Consider the following 16260-nt stretch of genomic DNA (forward strand, 5'->3'; position numbering starts at 1 on the left):
TAATGATGGAGCCGCCTCCTACCAGGATGACATCAATGTCCGCACTGGATACCTTCATGGCGTCGATGCTGTCCTCGACCATGGAACGGATTGCCTCCATGGCCTTCCTGGCCGTCTCATAATCCAGCTGTTCCACCTTCGACTTATCTCCGATATCCGCCAGCTTAAGCTTCACCGCCACATCCGTGGCCGTCAAGGTATCCCCGCCGAATACAAGGGCTTTCTCGGTGATCCGGTAGCCCACGCTGTCCGGACCTACGGTCACGGTTCCATCCTCATGCTGCCTGACAATGGAACCGCCGCCGAGACCGATGGAGATCACATCCGGCATACGGAAATTCGTGCGGACGCCGCCGATCGTCACGGCAACGCCGGATTCCCGTGGAAAGCCCGCTAAAATTACACCGAGATCTGTTGTGGTTCCACCCACATCAATCACGATGGCATCCTTTAAATGGCTTAAGTAGCTGGCCCCCCGGATGGAGTTGGTCGGGCCGCATGCGATCGTTAAGATCGGATACTTCTTCGCATACTCCATGGTCATGAGCGTGCCGTCGTTCTGGGATAAGTAGACTCTGGCGTCTGTAACACCTTCGTCTTCCAGTGTTTTTGCAAATCCGGTGGTAAAGCGTTCCGCCACCTCGTACAGGGCGGCATTTAATATGGCGGCATTTTCCCGTTCGATCAGTCCCATGGAACCGATCTCGCTGGATACTGACACATGGACCTCCTCCCCCATCACCTCACGGCAGAGCGCGGCCGCCTCCAGCTCATGGTCGTTTCTCACCGTGGAGAAGACGCAGGAGATCGCCACGGATTTTACCCTTCCCTTCAGCCCTTCAAAGAATCGGGCCGCCGCTTCCCGGTCAAAGGGGGCCAGCTCTTTTCCGTCGTATTCGAAGCCGCCTCCCACAACCGCGTAATCCACGGCGATTTTCTGTATATCTTCTTCCCAGTCTATCATCGGCGGTATTCCCAGCGTAGCGGGGGCGCCAATCCGAAGGATGCCGATCGGGGCCAGGGATTTCCGCTCCACAATGGCGTTCGTACACTGGGTGGTTCCCAGCATGGCCTGGCTGATCTCCGCCCGGTTGATCCCGGACGCCTTCAAGCAGGCGCGGACCGCGCCGAGGATGCCGTCATAGATATCGCCGGAAGTCGGATACTTCACTTCCGCTACTACATTTCGGTCGCTGTCGATCAGGACCGCGTCCGTATTGGTGCCTCCAACGTCAATTCCCAATTTATACATCTGCATTCCCTCCAATCCGATCTTCCAGCGGCACATAGTCCGTATCGATTCCAAAATAGCGCGGTCCCACCAGCTTAAGGCCCGCCTCGCTTCTCCACGCGTCAAAGCATTTGAGCCCGACCGCAAGAACACGTTTCCCGTATTTTAAGGCGTCTGTCGTCACTGGAATGAAGGTCTCCGTATCGACCAGACAGATGAGATCCGGCACGGTAGCCAGAATGACGCCGTCCACGGAGGCAGACAGATTTTCGTTCTGGAATACCACCTCCGCCCTTTTCCCGCGGTCGCTTCCGATTCCCTCGATGACGACGCGGCCCAGGTTGAAGGCGCCGTTGGTCTCCCGAAGGACATCGGCGATCTTTCCCTTAAACAGACGGTAACCTTCGGAAAACTCCAGGAAACGTTCCTCGGGAGTCAGATCCGTGCTCTCCTTCACCCTGCGTATGGCCTCGCCCAGCTTCTGGCTTCTGGTGATGATGCCCTTCACGGCGTGCTGTTTGAGAATGGCCCCTTCCACACAGTAGAGGGAGACCGAGACCGAGCCGCCGCAGCTCATGGTGACCGACCTCGCCAGTTCCTCGGTCCACTGATTCGTGATGGTGTTAAAGATCACGCTGTTTCCCTTCTCATCCACCAGGGCCATAGGCGTCGCCGATATGCCGGCCATGGTAAACGTCACCATCTGGAGCTCCGGGAACGCCCGGCCCATTCCATCCGCGTCCACCATGGGAAGTCCCAGCCTGGCCGCCGCCGCGATGGGTAGCATGGAGTTGACACCGCCCGCCTCTATTGGCATAAATGCAAATATCTTTTTACCGTAATACTGGGAGATCATGTTGTACAGCACTTCGTACTCTTTTCCCCCAACGCCCTTTTCGCCCAGAATCGTAGGCGCCCCCATCATGGCGATGGGAACCACCAGCGCGTCATCCGGAATCTCCTCCGGGTCCAGAAGCGTCACCGGCCCCCGTTCCTTTACCGCGCCCATGGCAACCAGTTTTCCTATGTAAGGGTCTCCGCCTCCGCCCGCTCCCAGCAGGGAAGCGCCCAGGGCAATATCTTCAATTTCACTCAAGCCGATCTTTCGCATGTGCCGCCACACTCCTTATCTTTAAATTTCTGCAGGCCATATTCCACATTTCCGCAGTCAAAACTTACACTTATGCACATCAAATACCACATTGCCTCACTTCAGAACCCGCGCCGCCAGAAAAACAGAAAGGCCAACGTCTTTCGTTGACCTATTGACCTTTCTACTATCATAAATTATTTATTCGGAAAAATGAATCCCCTGGAAAAACGAAAATAAGCCGTATTTTTTGTCACTTTGGACAAAAGGTCAGCAGCCGGTTCACCGCCACCGCACAGTATAAGGAAAAGGTGTCCGGGAAATCACCGATACGGTAGCCAAGAATATCGGAAAAACGCTGAATGCGGTATTTCACCGTATTCTTATGAAGATAGAGCAGTTCTCCCGTCTTTAAGTAGCTGCACTGGGCATCCAGGAGATAGACCTCCAGCGTCCTGACAGCATCCTTCTCCTCCTTCGCGTCCCGCAGGGCGGCAAGCGGCCTTAAGGCCTCCTGCACCGCCTCCTCACCTCTTCCGATTCTCTCACGGCAGTCTCTCGCAAAGCCGATCTCCTGAAGGTGGTACGCCTCCTTTTCCGGAAAGATCGCAATGGTGTCTTCAATATAATCCCGGTGCAGCAGAAAGGCTTCCCGCACCGCGGCGGTATCGGCCAGATGATTGCAGCAGGTGATGGTGTAAAACACCGTATACGGCTCCATGTACGCCTGGACAGCCGTCAGGATTTCCTTTTCCTCACCGAGAGACCGGGGGCCTTCCACGAAGATCACCATCTCCCCCTCGCAGATGTCTGCAAACACAGTCTTATAAAAAGAGGACAGTAATCCTGTGAGGCCCTTAAGCGCGGAGACGCCGTTCATCTTCTGCCAATCCTCTTCCACGTGAAAGATCATCATGGAGTGGATGGAGGCCACATCGATATGGAAGATATCGGCCAGCCGGCGCATCTTCATGGGCTCGTCCTTTAAGATCGCGCGGACCAGCTCCGTCACGTCCACCTCATCGTGCTGCGTGCTCCAGATATTGACCGCCAGCTGCACAGCCTCCACAACCTGCTGCCGGACAGTCTCCACCAGCGGTTCTCCCTCTTTAAAGATAAACAGCTCCATATGACGGTCTTTGTGAAGCAGGATGGGAAAGCGGGCCAGAACGTACTCAGAGTCCGAAGTGTATACGGTTCTCTCACTCCCCATCTCCGGCAGTTTTCCCTCTGTCAGGAATCGGCTCAGCGTCTTTTCCTGGTTCAGCGGCCAGACCGCTTCATTCAGGACACGGAAGGACTGATCGGTCAGGAGTATGGAAGCCATGATTCTCTCGCTAAGCATCTTAAGCATGGTTCCCACCGAGCGCTGGTGCTCCGGCAGGCGCGCCACCTGATCCAGAAGCTCCCCGACAAACGCCGTATTATTCAGCCGGTCCTTGACGATGGCCTCCATGATCTCGCTGATGGCGTCGGAATAACGGAAATCCATACGGTTTTCCGGCATGACGATCAGGACGAAATGATACGCATCGGCGATCCGCTTCATGGCCTCGGGAATGCGCGGCATAAAGAGGCCGACGTAATAAAGAATCAGCCCTACCTCACCGGCCTCGGCCAGCCGTTTAGTCACCGCGCACTGCCGCTCCTCGTCCTCCGGGTTATTCATGAAACCGGTTATGACAATTTCGCTTCCGTAGTAGTCATCATTTCGGAAGAAGGCATCCACCATCTGATCCGGGTCCGCGTATTCCAGTACGGACAGAGACGCCACGATGCGGGACAGGCCGCCCCTGCCCGCCTCCACCCGCGCATTTCGCAGGGAGGAGAGACGGAGCAGATCCGCCACAGTCACACTCATTGCTTCTCTCCCTCGTTCGTCACTGTGACGATCGTGTGGGGCGCAAGCTCCAGTGCAGAGGTCTTCGTCCTGTGGCGCAGGACCACTTCCACCGGGTGATCCTCCCGGTTTAAGAGGATGACCGCCAGGCTTCCGTCAGGATTTAAGAAGGAGCACACCTCCACTTCTGAAGTGTATCTGGAAATCCCGATTCTCACTGCTCCTGGCTTCACATAGCGGCTGAAATGGCCGATGTAATAGTAGCTGGGCTGCCGTTCGATCGTATGCTCCTTTGTATGGAGCATGATGGGGGCCGCGCAGTAATTTCCAACGTGGTTCGGACCGCCGTTCTCATCCAGGAATAAGTTCCAGTCGATGTGGGCCCTGCAGCCATGGTTAAAGTTTCCGATCATATCATGGGCGTACATCTCCGCCTGCTGCTGCAGGTTATTTCTGTCAAATCTGGAGTACTCCACGCAGCCCTCCGTGAAAATCAGGGACTTCTCCGGGTAATCCTCGCTGACCATCTGAAGATTTTCAAAATGATCCCCGCTGTACCAGTGAAAGCCCATTCCCCAGATTCCTTCCGAATCCCCTTCAAAATACGTCTTCGCGTTCTCATAGACACGTTCCTTATTGTGATCCCACAGCAGAATCTTTACGTCCAGGCCAGCCCGGTCAAGAGCCGGCTTTAAATATCCAAGGGCAAAGTCCCGCTCCTCCTTTGGCGTGTAGACACAGGAATCCCAGGTCTGAACAGCCTTCGGCTCATTTTGAACGGACACGTATCCCACGCGGATGCCCTTTTCCCGGTAGGAGATGAGGTAACGGACGATATACTCCGCCCACAGGTTCCGGTATTCCGGCTTCAGTTTTCCGCCATGGTTCATTTCCCCGTTGGTCTTCATAAACGGAGGCGGGCTCCACGGAGTCGCCAGCAGGCACAGCCCTTCGCCCGCGGCCTCTTTCGCCTGACGGATCAGGGGCAGTAAGTACTCCTCGTCGCAGTCCGTGGAAAAGGTGGCCAGCGCCTCATCACCATCTGCGACGTAACAGTAGTTCCTCAGCGAAAAGTCACAGCTGTTAATATGGGTTCTGCAGAAACGGTAGCCCAGCCCGTCCGCTGAAAAGTACGCGTTCACCGCTTCCGACCTCTGCTCGCTGTTCAGAGCAGACCACGCGTAACCGGCCGCCTGCGTAAATGCGCCTCCGAATCCCAGGACCGGCTGATACTGTTTCTCCGGATAAATGGTGACCAGCCCGCTCTCCCGGTCCGGTTCCTCCTTCCACACTGCCGCTGTCTCATCAAAATAACGGCCGGCAGCTACATCGGTTGTTATAATCTTCATCTCATTCTCCTCTCTAACGATTCTGAGATTATTATACCATGATATGAGACTTCTGTATCCACTTTCATCTGACATAGTACAGCTTCCATGCCGCCTTTTCTCACCCTTTTCCGATCTCAATCACCCGCTGCACCAGATCCCGGTAAAATACCTCCTCGTGTGAAACCAGCAGGACAGTCCCCGGGAATTCGGCCAAGGCCTCCTTAAGCGCCTCCTTCGCCAGGACATCCAGGTGGTTGGTCGGCTCATCCAGAATCAGGAAATTGCACGGTTTCAACGTCAGCAGGCACATCTTTACTTTTGCCTGTTCTCCGCCGCTCAAGGTTCCAATGGGCTGCATGGCATGTTCGCTGGAGATGCCGCACCGGGCCAGATTTTTCCGGACTTCCTTCCCCGCAAGATCCGGTCTGGCATCTGATATAAGCTCCATGGGCGTCATCGTTTTGTCGTTCCACTTAAGCTCCTGTTCAAAATATCCGGGCACCACCTGATCGGAGAATTTATAACTGCCCCGCAGGGAGGGAATCTGGCCTGCCAGTGTCTTCAGCAGCGTTGATTTTCCAATTCCGTTAAAGCCCGTAATAACCACCTTCTGACCGCCTCCAATGCTGAAATCCAGGTTAGACAGCACCGGATACTGGTATCCGACGGCCAGGTGTCTCACCGCCAGATGCTCCGTATTGGTCAGCGGCAGTTCCGGGAAATGGAAGAGCGGCTTTATCTCCTTTCTGTCCATCTTCTCCATCTTTTTCATGCGGTCCAGCTGTTTTTGACGGCCTCTCGCCATTCTGGACTTCCGACCGGCAATATTTTTCCGGATAAACTCCTCGGTCTCTTTAATCTCTCTCTGCTGCGCCGCATACTGCCGGACGTAATCTTCCCGCAGCATAGTCTTCTTTTTCAGAAATTCGGAATAGATGCCATAATACTTCGTGATCGTGCCGTTGTCGATATCGCAGATGCGGTTTGCGATTTTATCCAGAAAGCCGTAATCGTGGGACACGACCAGGAATGCATGCTCCAGGCCGGATAAGTAGCCGGCCAGCCAGGCGACGTGTTCCCGGTCCAGGAAGTTGGTCGGTTCATCAAACAGCAGGACCTCCGGCTGTTCCAGCAGAAGCTTCGCTAAAATCACCTTTGCCCGCTGTCCGCCGCTCATCTGTCCGATGGAACGGTCAAGGCCTATGGCGGACAGTCCCAGACCGTTTGCTACCTGTTCGATGCGGGTGTCGATGGAATAGAAATCAAGGGTTTCCAGTTCCTCCTGAAGCCGGGCCGCCCGCCCCAGTAAGCCTGTGTCCCCCTCCGCGGCCCTCTCGTACAGTGCGGTTATCTCACTTTCCATCTCGTACATCCGTTTAAATGCCGACTTTAAAAACTCCCTCATCGTCATACTGTGATCCATCTCCGCGTACTGATCCAGATAGCCGACAGAAAGTCTGGGCTGCCAGACGATCCGCCCGGCATCCGGTATCACCTGCCCGGTGCATATTTTGATCAGGGTGCTCTTTCCGGTTCCGTTCCTTCCGACGATGCCGATGTGTTCTCCTTTGTTCAGTGTCAGCTCCGCGTTTTTATAGAGCAGGTTATCTCCAAACGCATGTGTCAATCCATTTATTTCCAATAAGCTCATAGCTTTTATTTCCTTTCTTCTCTGTTATAAATCCAGTTATCCCGCGTAAAAACGCAAAAAGGCAGAAGGCACTTCCGCATCCGCCGATGCAGCAGCCTTCTGCCTGTAAGCTCGAAAAGAGCTTATGAAACACAAAAGGCTACGGACAAAACATTGTCCATAGCCTCTGATCCGTCAGATTCCCGTAAGGAAAACAGACAGTATCCATACCTGTCAGGTATGGATATTGCCCTGTTTCCCGATGAAATCTCAATACATCATTTATACGCTATACTCTGCACAATGTTTCACCGGTATGGATTGTACAGAGTTCAGTTTCCTTTTAAGCTGGCTTGTCAAATAAAAGTTCATGATAATTCTCCTTTGCTGAAACGCCCTTATTATATCACAATGGATTGGGGATGTCAATTTTCGTAAAAAAAGGAACAGCATCTGCGATACACGGTCCGCATCCGCCATTCCTTTTCTGAATCAGATTTTTTCTCCAAATCCGCTTTCTACCAGCTCCACCAGCATATCGACCGCCGGCTTCTCGTCTTCTCCCTCGGCTGAAATCTCAATTACCGTCCCCTGGCTCATCCCCAGTGACAGAATACCGATAATGGATTTCGCACTGACTCCTCCGCCGGCGGCATTTCCCGTGTTCCGCACGGTCACGCCGGCCTTGAATTTCTTCGCCTGGTCAACAAACTGGCTGGCTGGCCGCGCATGAATGCCGGTGGCATTGATTACCGTAGCCTGTTTTGAATACATACCCGTCTCCTTAAGTGTCGTCTCTGTCTGATTGATAATGCTGATTTATAATGCTGCCTTAAAAATAGCGAGCACGTCCTCTTTCTCCATGGGGATAAACGCTTTTTTTAGTCCCGCGCCTGCCTTCTCCGCCATCTCGTCAAAGTATTCCTCATCAATTCCCAGTTCCTTAAGCGTAGAAGGAAGATCCATCTCCTTAAAATAAGCCTCCGTCGCCCTGATCGCCTTCTCCGCGATCTCATGAGGATCGAGGGATGGGTCAATTCCCCATATCTCCACACCGTATTCTACATAGTTATAGAGATTCTCCTCCCGCATCATATGACGCAGCCAGTGAGGAATGAGCACGGCAAGCCCCGCTCCGTGGGTGATATCATAAAAAGCGCTGAGTTCGTGTTCCATCGAGTGAGCACTCCAGCCAACCGGATTCCCCTTGGAGAGAAGCCCATTGATCGCCCAGCTACCGGCCCACATCAGATTGGCCCTCGCCTCATAGTCTTCAGGATCCCGGTACGCCCGGTGACCGTACGCTACTGCCGTTTTAAGCACCGCCTCACAGAAACGGTTCTGAAGATAGGCCCCCGGATTGTTGTTAAAATACACTTCCAGCACATGGCTGATGATGTCGGCGGTTCCTGCTGCCGTCTGATACTTTGAGACGCTGTATGTATACTCCGGGTCCATAATGGATACCTTTGGTCTCATTGCTGCGTTAGAGAATCCGATCTTATCCCTGGTCTCCGGATTGGAGATAACAGCGGATGTATCCATCTCGGAACCGGTCGCTGCCACGGTAAGGACTGCGATCACTGGCAGAACCTCCTCCACCTTTACCTTTCCGCTCACCATGTCCCAAGCGTCTCCCTCATAGGAAGCGCAGGCTGCCACGGCCTTTGCACAGTCGATGGCGCTTCCTCCGCCTGCCGGAACCACCACGTCGATTCCATGTTCTCTGCAGAGCCTGACGCCTTCCCGCACCGATTCCACACGCGGATTGGGATCCACTCCGCCAAGCTCATACCACTCGATTCCGGCATCTGCAAAGAGCTTTGTGATGCTGTCATACAGCCCGATCTTCTTTATACTTCCGCCGCCGTAAACCAGCAGAACCCGTTTTCCGTATACCTGCACCTCTCCGGGAAGCTCGCTCACCTTTCCCCTGCCAAAGTGAATCTTCGTTGGAATGTGATATAAAAAATTGTCCATTGTCTCATGCTCCTTCTTGTCTTATTCTGATGTTATCCATCTAATACCCTTACTCACCGGAAGCAGCCTTACGAAACGCTCTCATTACCGCCATCAGCTGCACCGGATCCTCGTAATACTCCATTAAACTGCTTCCCAGAAAGAATCCGTCTCCGCCCGACCGCCTGATGAATGCCACGTCCTCCGCGGTCCTGATTCCGCCGCCACAGTAGATGGGGCATCGTACCCCCCTTCTTCTCAGCGTTTCCACACAATTTTTCAGTGTGTCCCAGTCAAAAACCGGTGTTCTCTCCGAAGCTGTGGGCATGGCCTGCATATATACAAAGCCTCTGCTTTCCACCGCCCTTGCCACCGCTTTCTCCTCCATCTGAAAGGATACGAAGGGCGCAATCATAATTCCATACTGATCAAATACCTCCAGGATATCCGGCGCGCTGATATCCGCCGTGATGACTGTGTCCATACCGTTTTCTTTTAAATAGGCGGCAAGACGCAGGGCTCCGATATCCAGAACCGTCTCCTGGTAAAGCATGGGAATTACCTCTGCCTGCGGCTCCTTCTCCTTAAACCGCGCCAGCCGTTCCATGTATTCGCTGTAATCGTCACACTGCCGCCTGGCCGCCGCCATCTTTTCCGCGATATAGTCGGCCTCCATATGGGGCTCCCGGGGCGGAAAATTCCATTCGATGGCATCACAGCCTCCCGCCACATATAGCTTTGCCATCTCTACGCTCTTATCCATGGTGGGATAACCGCCGGACAGATACGCAATCAGCTTCATCTTATCTGCCATCTATCCACGTCCCTCCCACGGTCTTCTCCCGATCTCCTCCATGAGAGCTCTGCACAGTTTTCCATCCACCGGATTGGTTATGATACCACCACGTTTGAGGGCAGTTCCCACAATTGCGCCGTCGGCTGACTGAAACTGTTCGCCCGCGTTTCCTGCATGGAAGCCGCTTCCGATCACAACAGGCACAGATACCGACTGTTTTGCGGTACGGATGGAATCTAACGGAGTCTCCTTACCAGTACTCACTCCCGTGACAATTAATGCGTCCGCACCAGAGTCCACCGCAGCACGGCAAGATTCTTCCAGCGATACGGTTTCATCTGCCATATGAGAATGCTTCACCTGCACATCCGCGAAGATTTTTACCTCTTCTGCTCCTAAGAAACGCCTCATGCGGATCACCTCTTTACAGCATGGCCCGATCTCTCCCACTCCTGTGACCACCACGCGGTCCACAAACACCGTGGACCGGATAAAAGAGGCACCTGTACCATATGCGATAGCCATTCCGGCTACTCCGTCATTAAAGGATGCATCCACCCCAACGGGGATTTTGGTCTGCTCCACAACCGCCCGGACGATGGCGGACAATACCGCCACCTGCTCGATCTCCAGCAAACGGCTCTGAGGAAGGTCATTCGTATTTTCCACGATCACTGCGTCGACTCCGGACCGCCACAGCGTAACCGCATCCGTTACAGCCCGTTCAAACAGTTCCTCCACGCTCCCCCGGTAATTCAGCGTACCCGGCAGCGGCAGGCAATGTACCATGCCGATTACGGCCTTCTGTCCCCGCGCCATTTTTTCCATCATCTGATCGATCCCCATAGTTCACTCCCCTCTGTCTGTTTAAGCCATGATTCCAAGTCCGGTTAAAAGGACGCATACGACTATGGTTCCCAGCAGCAGAACCACGGTGCTCACCTTCTTGCCGAGAAGCCAGTAGAACAGCCATGTGATTCCCGCCCCTGCAATACCCGGGATGATGCTGTCCAGCGCATTCTGCAGTGTCATGACACTTTCACCGGAACCAAAGGAAATGGCAAAGTTGGTGGCCACCATGGCACTGACCATGCCTCCGATCACAATACAGCCCAGGATGGAGGCCGCTGTCATAATCTTGTCCATCAGTCCGGATTGCTGAACCTTATCCAGGAATTCCACGCCCAGCCGATATCCCAGCTGTCCACCTGCGAAACGCACGTAATACGAAGGAATACAGTATATTAACGCATACAGTATAGGTCCCAGGATATTCCCCTGCATGGCCAGTGAGATACCGATACCTGCTGCGATAATGCGCAGTGTGCCCGGAAATACGGAATCACCGATTCCGGATAATGGACCCATGAGCGCCGCTTTTACGGAGTTGATGGTCGATGTGTCAAAATTCTTATTTTTCGCATTCTGTTCTTCCATAGCGATGGTCAGACCGCCCATGAACGAATGGAACTGCGGTGTAATGTTGAAAAACTCCATGTTTCGCTTCAGAGACTGAATATACGCCTCTTTGTCATCCGCATAAATTTTCTTTAAGAACGGAGCGATCATAAATGTAAAGGTTTTATGTACCAGACGATCCCAGTTGACGGAAAATCCACCTGTCAGGGAACGGAAACACATTCTACGGATATCCTGTTTTGAAAACATCCGGTCTTTCTCATTGTTGGAATTAAAAGTCGTCATCTGCTGCCACCTCCCCGTTTTCATTTACAGCGTTTACGGTCTTCATGCTAAAATCAAACTTTGTCAGAATGTAGATAACACCCAGAATTGCAAGTCCCAGCACCGGAATCTTTAAATAGGCCGCCAGGATAAATCCCAAAAACCAGTATGGCGCTACTTTCTTGTTCACGATCATGCGCATCAGCATGGCAAGTCCGATGGCACTGAGCAGTCCGCCGGCTACGGTCATTCCATGTGTAAACACCTCCGGAATCTGATTCAGCAGATAGGATACCTGCTCCGCCCCAAACAGCCAGGCGAAGAATACCAGGAAAAACTTAAGGAGGACGTTTAAGGTTCCTTCCATGAACATAATGGCCGCGATCCCCTTCTCATTTCCCTGATCCGCGTAGCGGTCAGCGATCTTGGAGGTCATGGAAAAAATAGACCATAAAATATTCTGGAATGATGTGGCGATAATGGCGATCGGTATCGCCATGGCCAGCGCCATCTCTGCAGACAGTCCGGCTTTAATGGCGAACGCAGTTCCCAGAACGCCGCCGACACACGCATCCGGTGGAATATAGGAGCCGATTGCCATGGCGCCTAAAAAGAATACCTCCAGAGTTGCGCCAATGATAATTCCCTGCTCCACATTCCCCAGAATCAGACCAACGATAGGCCCCAATACCAGCGGACGGTTTAAAAACGGTGTTCCGATTCCCCAATCGATATGTCCGTACGCCCCGCATAACCCCAACAGCAATGCTTGTAACATATTTTTCTCCTCCTTTTCATGGCTATAACATTTTTTTGACAGACGTGGCCTTGGCAGTTGGAACCGTCTGGATGGTCACGTCTTTCCCATCCTGAATTAGTTCCCGTAACAGTCCGACTTCCTCTTCGGTGGCAAATATGGAATTTGCCAGTTTTTCACACCCCTCTCTCGCATCCGTGTAGCCCAGGCTTACCCCGCCAATATCCGGACAACCTTTCAGCAGACGGTATGCGTCTTTTATGCATTCCACAACGATGAAAAGGACGTATTTATCCGTTTTTCCCTCGTTAATGGCAGCAATCGATTCCTTCACGTTCTTGATCACCAGCTTCGCCCCCGACGGTTTGCTGAGTTTGATCGTGGTAAGCCGAAGCGGATCATTCTGCAGCGTATCACACGCAATCAGGATGCAGTCGGCCCCCAGCGACGACGTCCAGGTGAACGCTACCTGGCCATGCAGGAGGCGTTTATCCACCCTCAACAGTTTGATCATAGTTCATCCCTCCTTTAAAAACTGTCGCATTCCACCGGCGTCCCCACCGCCAGCGGGTTACAAAATACAATAGATTCTCTGGACAGTTCCACCGCACTGCGGATCACATCGTCAATCGGAAGATCCACATTTGCGATCATCTCCAGAAGCATGGCCAGATTCAAGCCCGCCACGATATGAAGTCCGGGCCGGTCAAGCCTCCGGATAAATTCATTGCACACGCTTCCTCCCATCAGATCGGCTGCCACCAGAATCTCATCCGTCTCCGGTATGGACGAAAGCAGCGCATCTACCTGGTCGTTTAAATTCACCCCCTGCTCCACAAATGCGCAGAATGGCTGCACTTCCTTATGTTCACCCATAATCAGCCTGACAGAATCCAGGATTCCCTCCGCGAATTTCCCGTGGGTTGCCACTATAATATGTCTCATGTTCTCTCCTCCGCTCTAGTTTTTATGCTGCGTTGCGTTAACGCTAATTTTCCCCATCGTCATTGTGCTCGATGAAATCATAGATATAGGCGATTTCGCTTATAGGTATCTCCACGTGGTAATGGTCTGTAATATTCTGAAAGCTCTTCTCCACCATACCTATAAACCCGCTCCGTTCCTTCTTAAAAAGCTCCGGATCCCTGTACGATTCGATCGGATTTTTCGTCACAAGACGCTCAATCAAAAATGACAGATGGATATAAAGACTCATAATCGTATTTGGCTTAAACCGTATATTCAGGTAGTGCTGCAGGAGGTCCAGGGACACCTCGATCCGGTCGGTCAGAGTCACTGGATTAAGTATAGTGAGGTGCTGGATAATATTCTGAAGTGAAAAATTCTTCACCAGATTATTTAGCAGCGTCCGTATTTCTTCCTCGGTAAAGTAATCCTTTAAAATCTCATACACTCTGGGATTACGGTTTAAGGTAATCACCTCGCTGATATCCAGATGAGGCGTATCGAGAAGCTCGTACCGGTCCACGCCAATGGAAAACAGGATATGGTATTCTGAATCTCTGATATACTCTTCCAGACTGTTCTGCTGTCCGGTATTCCAGTACAGCGCCTTCACCGGTATCTCCTTCGGAAAGCTGCTCCAGAACAGCTCCTTCATCTTCAGTGCGATGTCCGTCCCCTTCTCCCCCATGAATAAGATGGCCGGCTCCTTGTTCTTTTCCTGGCTCTCGATCAGACGGTACGCGGAGACAGAATCCGCCGAAGCCTCCCTTAAAATATCGGGAATTTCCCGGCCCTCCAGCAGCATTGAGCCGATATGAACCGCCAGACTGGTAGAAACGTGATTCATGATCCCGAGACGGATTCCCGGAAGTGTTCTCAATTTCTCGTCGATCAGTTCCAGGGAACCCATGTCCACCAGAATAATCATCCTGCTGGACATACAGCTTTTCTCCACATAGTTTTTAAGCGTCTCCGCGATCTTTTCCATAGGAATGTGAAGCGGCATGTCCAGAGCGTCAAAGATGTGGCGCCCCAGTAGTGTATTCACGGCTTCCGCCATGCTGGAAGCCGTGGAGGTTCCATGGCAAATAATCACGGCACTCAAATGCCTGTCGCTTAACTGCTGGTTATAATACTTCAGACCAGCCAGAGACAAGATCACCGTCGTGTCATCCGGTTTAATTCCCAGATTCACCTCAATCAAACCGGAGAGATACTCTACCGCCTCCGCTTCCTGCTGGTATTTTCCATAGAGACGGCGCTTAAATATCTCCGCCTCCTGCCTCCGTTCTTCCTTCTCTCCCAGCCCCAGCATCTGTCTTCTCAGACAGGCCTGAAGCATTTTGGCGAAGTTTCGTGGGATTACACAGTGAAAACGGTTCTCCACAAGTGTGACCAGACCCTCATAGATCACGTCAGCCGGTCTTTTTTCAGGTGCTTCCTCCTCGATAAACTGATAGGTATATTCCTTCATGCGCCGCTGAAACACCTGATACAACTGATCAAGAACTGCCGTAAATGGCCTCTCCCCGGACTCCGCCTCCCGAAAAGCATCGTATACTGCCTCCCCCAGGCCGTATTCCTCCTGTTTCTCGTTCAGTTCTTCTCTCTGACGGGGAGATATCCAGAGTTCCTCCTCAAAATCCTTTTCCACCGTTATGTTATTTAACAACTCCTCAGAAAAATAGTAGGAGTGAATCGACAGCGCCGTCTCATCCTTCTGGTATAAGTATGCCCTCGCACACATTTTCCTTATTTCGCTCTGTAAACCTTCTATATTATTGTCAAACCGGTAATCCACCAGATGGGTAAACACCTTTCTGCTGATTCGGACGGCTTTCTGTATGGAATTTTCTTCCCGCACAAAGAACTGGAGCACCATGCGTTCCTTTTCCTGACGCGACCGCTGTTTCAATTCCGGGCAGTAGGCAATTACCGGAATCCGGTTCCTCCAGAAGTTTTCTATCTCATGGCTTTCCGTCGGCTCCGATGTGAGGATCACGCGCCAGGAAGAATTCTTTTCTGTATTCAGCTGATCCACAAAATCCAGGATACGCGTCTGCAGGGGCTTGTCCAACCTGTGAAACTTCTCCAGGACCATAAGTCCGGTCCGGTTCTTTCTTATCACGGATTCCTTGTCTGCAAACAGCTTCTTGATGACCGCCTCATTTCTGGTGCCGCTGGCATGAAAAGAGCTTCGGATATAGACCGCGTCATCGGACAGAATATCCATGCTCTTCATGTACTGGAAGGTCAGGGAACAAAGAAGGCTCTTTCCCGTTCCTCTCTTTCCGATCAGCATCATCGGCAGCCCGTTCGGCGGATAATACGCCGCTATCTTAATCTGCTCGATGCAATCCGACAGGCTTCCATCAAACCCGATCAGCGACTGAAAGCTGTGGTGCTGCCCCCGGATGTAATCATGAAACTCATCGAGATCCTCAAACATCTCCCGTCTGATCCGAAGCCCCGTGAGTTCTTCCAGGGCCCGGATATGCAGGAAGCAGACAGGGCGCGAATTGATCTTTAACAGCACGTTCTCATGAACAAGCTGGTTCAAATACTGACTCGCAAGATTCCTGCTGATATTCAGCTGTTCCGCAGCAGCCTGCGCATTGACCGTCTCCCAGTTTCCTGAAACGGCCGCCCTGGTCGCATTCATGATCCAAATGACGATTTCCTGTTTTGTGCTAGATTCCATGCGTTCTCCCTCTTTCTGATTAAATTATACCCTGCTGCAATGCAGCTGCGGACTTTGTCAACGTTTTTGAACAGTAACGCCCTTTTTACAGACACTTATTGATATATCGCCTTGATTTTTGTATATTAGTTTTCAATCGCCGCCACTATTGGCAAGTTAGTGTCGAAAAGAGCATGTATTCTGCACATTAATTTATTATACATGATCCGTAAGAATTATTATAGATTTGCTCCGACTTTCCGCTTGCGCGCTTCATCCCATCATGATAAGATAAGA

The 16260-nt window shown here is 52.2% G+C and carries 14 protein-coding genes (1 of these 14 only partly in view); all 14 read right to left on the reverse strand.

The window, feature by feature from the left end; translation table 11 throughout:
- Positions 1–1252: the 5' portion of a hydantoinase/oxoprolinase N-terminal domain-containing protein gene (locus M1L66_RS26050; protein ID WP_434688795.1), read on the reverse strand. The gene continues 299 nt to the left of window position 1, outside the view; only the first 1252 of its 1551 coding nucleotides appear in the window; its start codon is at positions 1250–1252; its stop codon lies beyond the left edge, outside the window.
- On the reverse strand, positions 1245–2342 hold the full coding sequence (locus M1L66_RS26055; RefSeq protein ID WP_434688796.1) for a DUF917 domain-containing protein: 1098 nt from the start codon (positions 2340–2342) through the stop codon (positions 1245–1247). Before M1L66_RS26055 ends, M1L66_RS26050 begins: the two co-directional genes overlap by 8 nt.
- 232 nt (positions 2343–2574) lie before the next feature.
- Complete coding sequence (locus M1L66_RS26060; protein WP_187024612.1) at positions 2575–4182, reverse strand: PucR family transcriptional regulator; 1608 nt, start codon at positions 4180–4182, stop codon at positions 2575–2577.
- On the reverse strand, positions 4179–5510 hold the full coding sequence (locus tag M1L66_RS26065) for a glycoside hydrolase family 30 protein (protein ID WP_434688797.1): 1332 nt from the start codon (positions 5508–5510) through the stop codon (positions 4179–4181). The genes M1L66_RS26060 and M1L66_RS26065 overlap by 4 nt, the downstream gene beginning before the upstream one ends.
- A gap of 100 nt (positions 5511–5610) precedes the next feature.
- Positions 5611–7143, reverse strand: coding sequence for a ribosomal protection-like ABC-F family protein (gene abc-f, locus M1L66_RS26070; protein WP_434688798.1), 1533 nt, complete (start codon positions 7141–7143; stop codon positions 5611–5613).
- A gap of 471 nt (positions 7144–7614) precedes the next feature.
- Entirely contained in the window at positions 7615–7896 is a 282-nt protein-coding gene (locus M1L66_RS26075; protein ID WP_110326188.1) for an HPr family phosphocarrier protein, read from the reverse strand.
- 45 nt (positions 7897–7941) lie between these two features.
- Positions 7942–9102, reverse strand: a complete 1161-nt coding sequence (locus M1L66_RS26080; protein ID WP_434688799.1) for an iron-containing alcohol dehydrogenase — start codon at positions 9100–9102, stop codon at positions 7942–7944.
- Positions 9103–9151: 49 nt separating this feature from the next.
- A complete protein-coding gene (locus M1L66_RS26085; protein WP_434688800.1) occupies positions 9152–9895 on the reverse strand; it encodes a tryptophan synthase subunit alpha in 744 nt (247 codons plus the stop codon).
- Complete coding sequence (locus tag M1L66_RS26090; protein WP_243270523.1) at positions 9896–10723, reverse strand: BtpA/SgcQ family protein; 828 nt, start codon at positions 10721–10723, stop codon at positions 9896–9898. It abuts the gene before it with no gap.
- Positions 10724–10744: 21 nt separating this feature from the next.
- Positions 10745–11581, reverse strand: coding sequence for a PTS system mannose/fructose/sorbose family transporter subunit IID (locus tag M1L66_RS26095; RefSeq protein ID WP_187024607.1), 837 nt, complete (start codon positions 11579–11581; stop codon positions 10745–10747).
- Positions 11568–12338, reverse strand: a complete 771-nt coding sequence (locus tag M1L66_RS26100; protein WP_055660326.1) for a PTS mannose/fructose/sorbose/N-acetylgalactosamine transporter subunit IIC — start codon at positions 12336–12338, stop codon at positions 11568–11570. Before M1L66_RS26100 ends, M1L66_RS26095 begins: the two co-directional genes overlap by 14 nt.
- A gap of 22 nt (positions 12339–12360) precedes the next feature.
- Positions 12361–12831 (reverse strand): PTS sugar transporter subunit IIB, encoded by a 471-nt coding sequence (locus tag M1L66_RS26105; RefSeq protein WP_434688801.1) that lies wholly within the window; start codon positions 12829–12831, stop codon positions 12361–12363.
- Between the two features lie 14 nt (positions 12832–12845).
- Positions 12846–13262 carry a PTS sugar transporter subunit IIA gene (locus M1L66_RS26110; protein WP_187024605.1) on the reverse strand — a complete coding sequence of 139 codons (417 nt, stop codon included), beginning with the start codon at positions 13260–13262 and terminating at the stop codon, positions 12846–12848.
- A 43-nt stretch (positions 13263–13305) separates the two neighbouring features.
- Entirely contained in the window at positions 13306–15984 is a 2679-nt protein-coding gene (locus M1L66_RS26115) for a PRD domain-containing protein (RefSeq protein WP_187024604.1), read from the reverse strand.
- Positions 15985–16260: the final 276 nt, after the last annotated feature.

Origin of the sequence: Hungatella sp. SB206 (assembly GCF_051132295.1) — a bacterium.
GTDB lineage: Bacteria > Bacillota > Clostridia > Lachnospirales > Lachnospiraceae > Hungatella > Hungatella effluvii.

Bases quoted from the DNA above. Each gene is read 5' to 3' on its own strand.
- M1L66_RS26055 (WP_434688796.1), bottom strand. From the start codon at position 2,342: ATGCGAAAGATCGGCTTGAGTGAAATTGAAGATATTGCCCTGGGCGCT.
- M1L66_RS26060 (WP_187024612.1), bottom strand. From the start codon at position 4,182: ATGAGTGTGACTGTGGCGGATCTGCTCCGTCTCTCCTCCCTGCGAAAT.
- M1L66_RS26065 (WP_434688797.1), bottom strand. From the start codon at position 5,510: ATGAAGATTATAACAACCGATGTAGCTGCCGGCCGTTATTTTGATGAG.
- abc-f (WP_434688798.1), bottom strand. From the start codon at position 7,143: ATGAGCTTATTGGAAATAAATGGATTGACACATGCGTTTGGAGATAAC.
- M1L66_RS26075 (WP_110326188.1), bottom strand. From the start codon at position 7,896: ATGTATTCAAAACAGGCTACGGTAATCAATGCCACCGGCATTCATGCG.
- M1L66_RS26080 (WP_434688799.1), bottom strand. From the start codon at position 9,102: ATGGACAATTTTTTATATCACATTCCAACGAAGATTCACTTTGGCAGG.
- M1L66_RS26085 (WP_434688800.1), bottom strand. From the start codon at position 9,895: ATGGCAGATAAGATGAAGCTGATTGCGTATCTGTCCGGCGGTTATCCC.
- M1L66_RS26090 (WP_243270523.1), bottom strand. From the start codon at position 10,723: ATGGGGATCGATCAGATGATGGAAAAAATGGCGCGGGGACAGAAGGCC.
- M1L66_RS26095 (WP_187024607.1), bottom strand. From the start codon at position 11,581: ATGACGACTTTTAATTCCAACAATGAGAAAGACCGGATGTTTTCAAAA.
- M1L66_RS26100 (WP_055660326.1), bottom strand. From the start codon at position 12,338: ATGTTACAAGCATTGCTGTTGGGGTTATGCGGGGCGTACGGACATATC.
- M1L66_RS26105 (WP_434688801.1), bottom strand. From the start codon at position 12,831: ATGATCAAACTGTTGAGGGTGGATAAACGCCTCCTGCATGGCCAGGTA.
- M1L66_RS26110 (WP_187024605.1), bottom strand. From the start codon at position 13,262: ATGAGACATATTATAGTGGCAACCCACGGGAAATTCGCGGAGGGAATC.
- M1L66_RS26115 (WP_187024604.1), bottom strand. From the start codon at position 15,984: ATGGAATCTAGCACAAAACAGGAAATCGTCATTTGGATCATGAATGCG.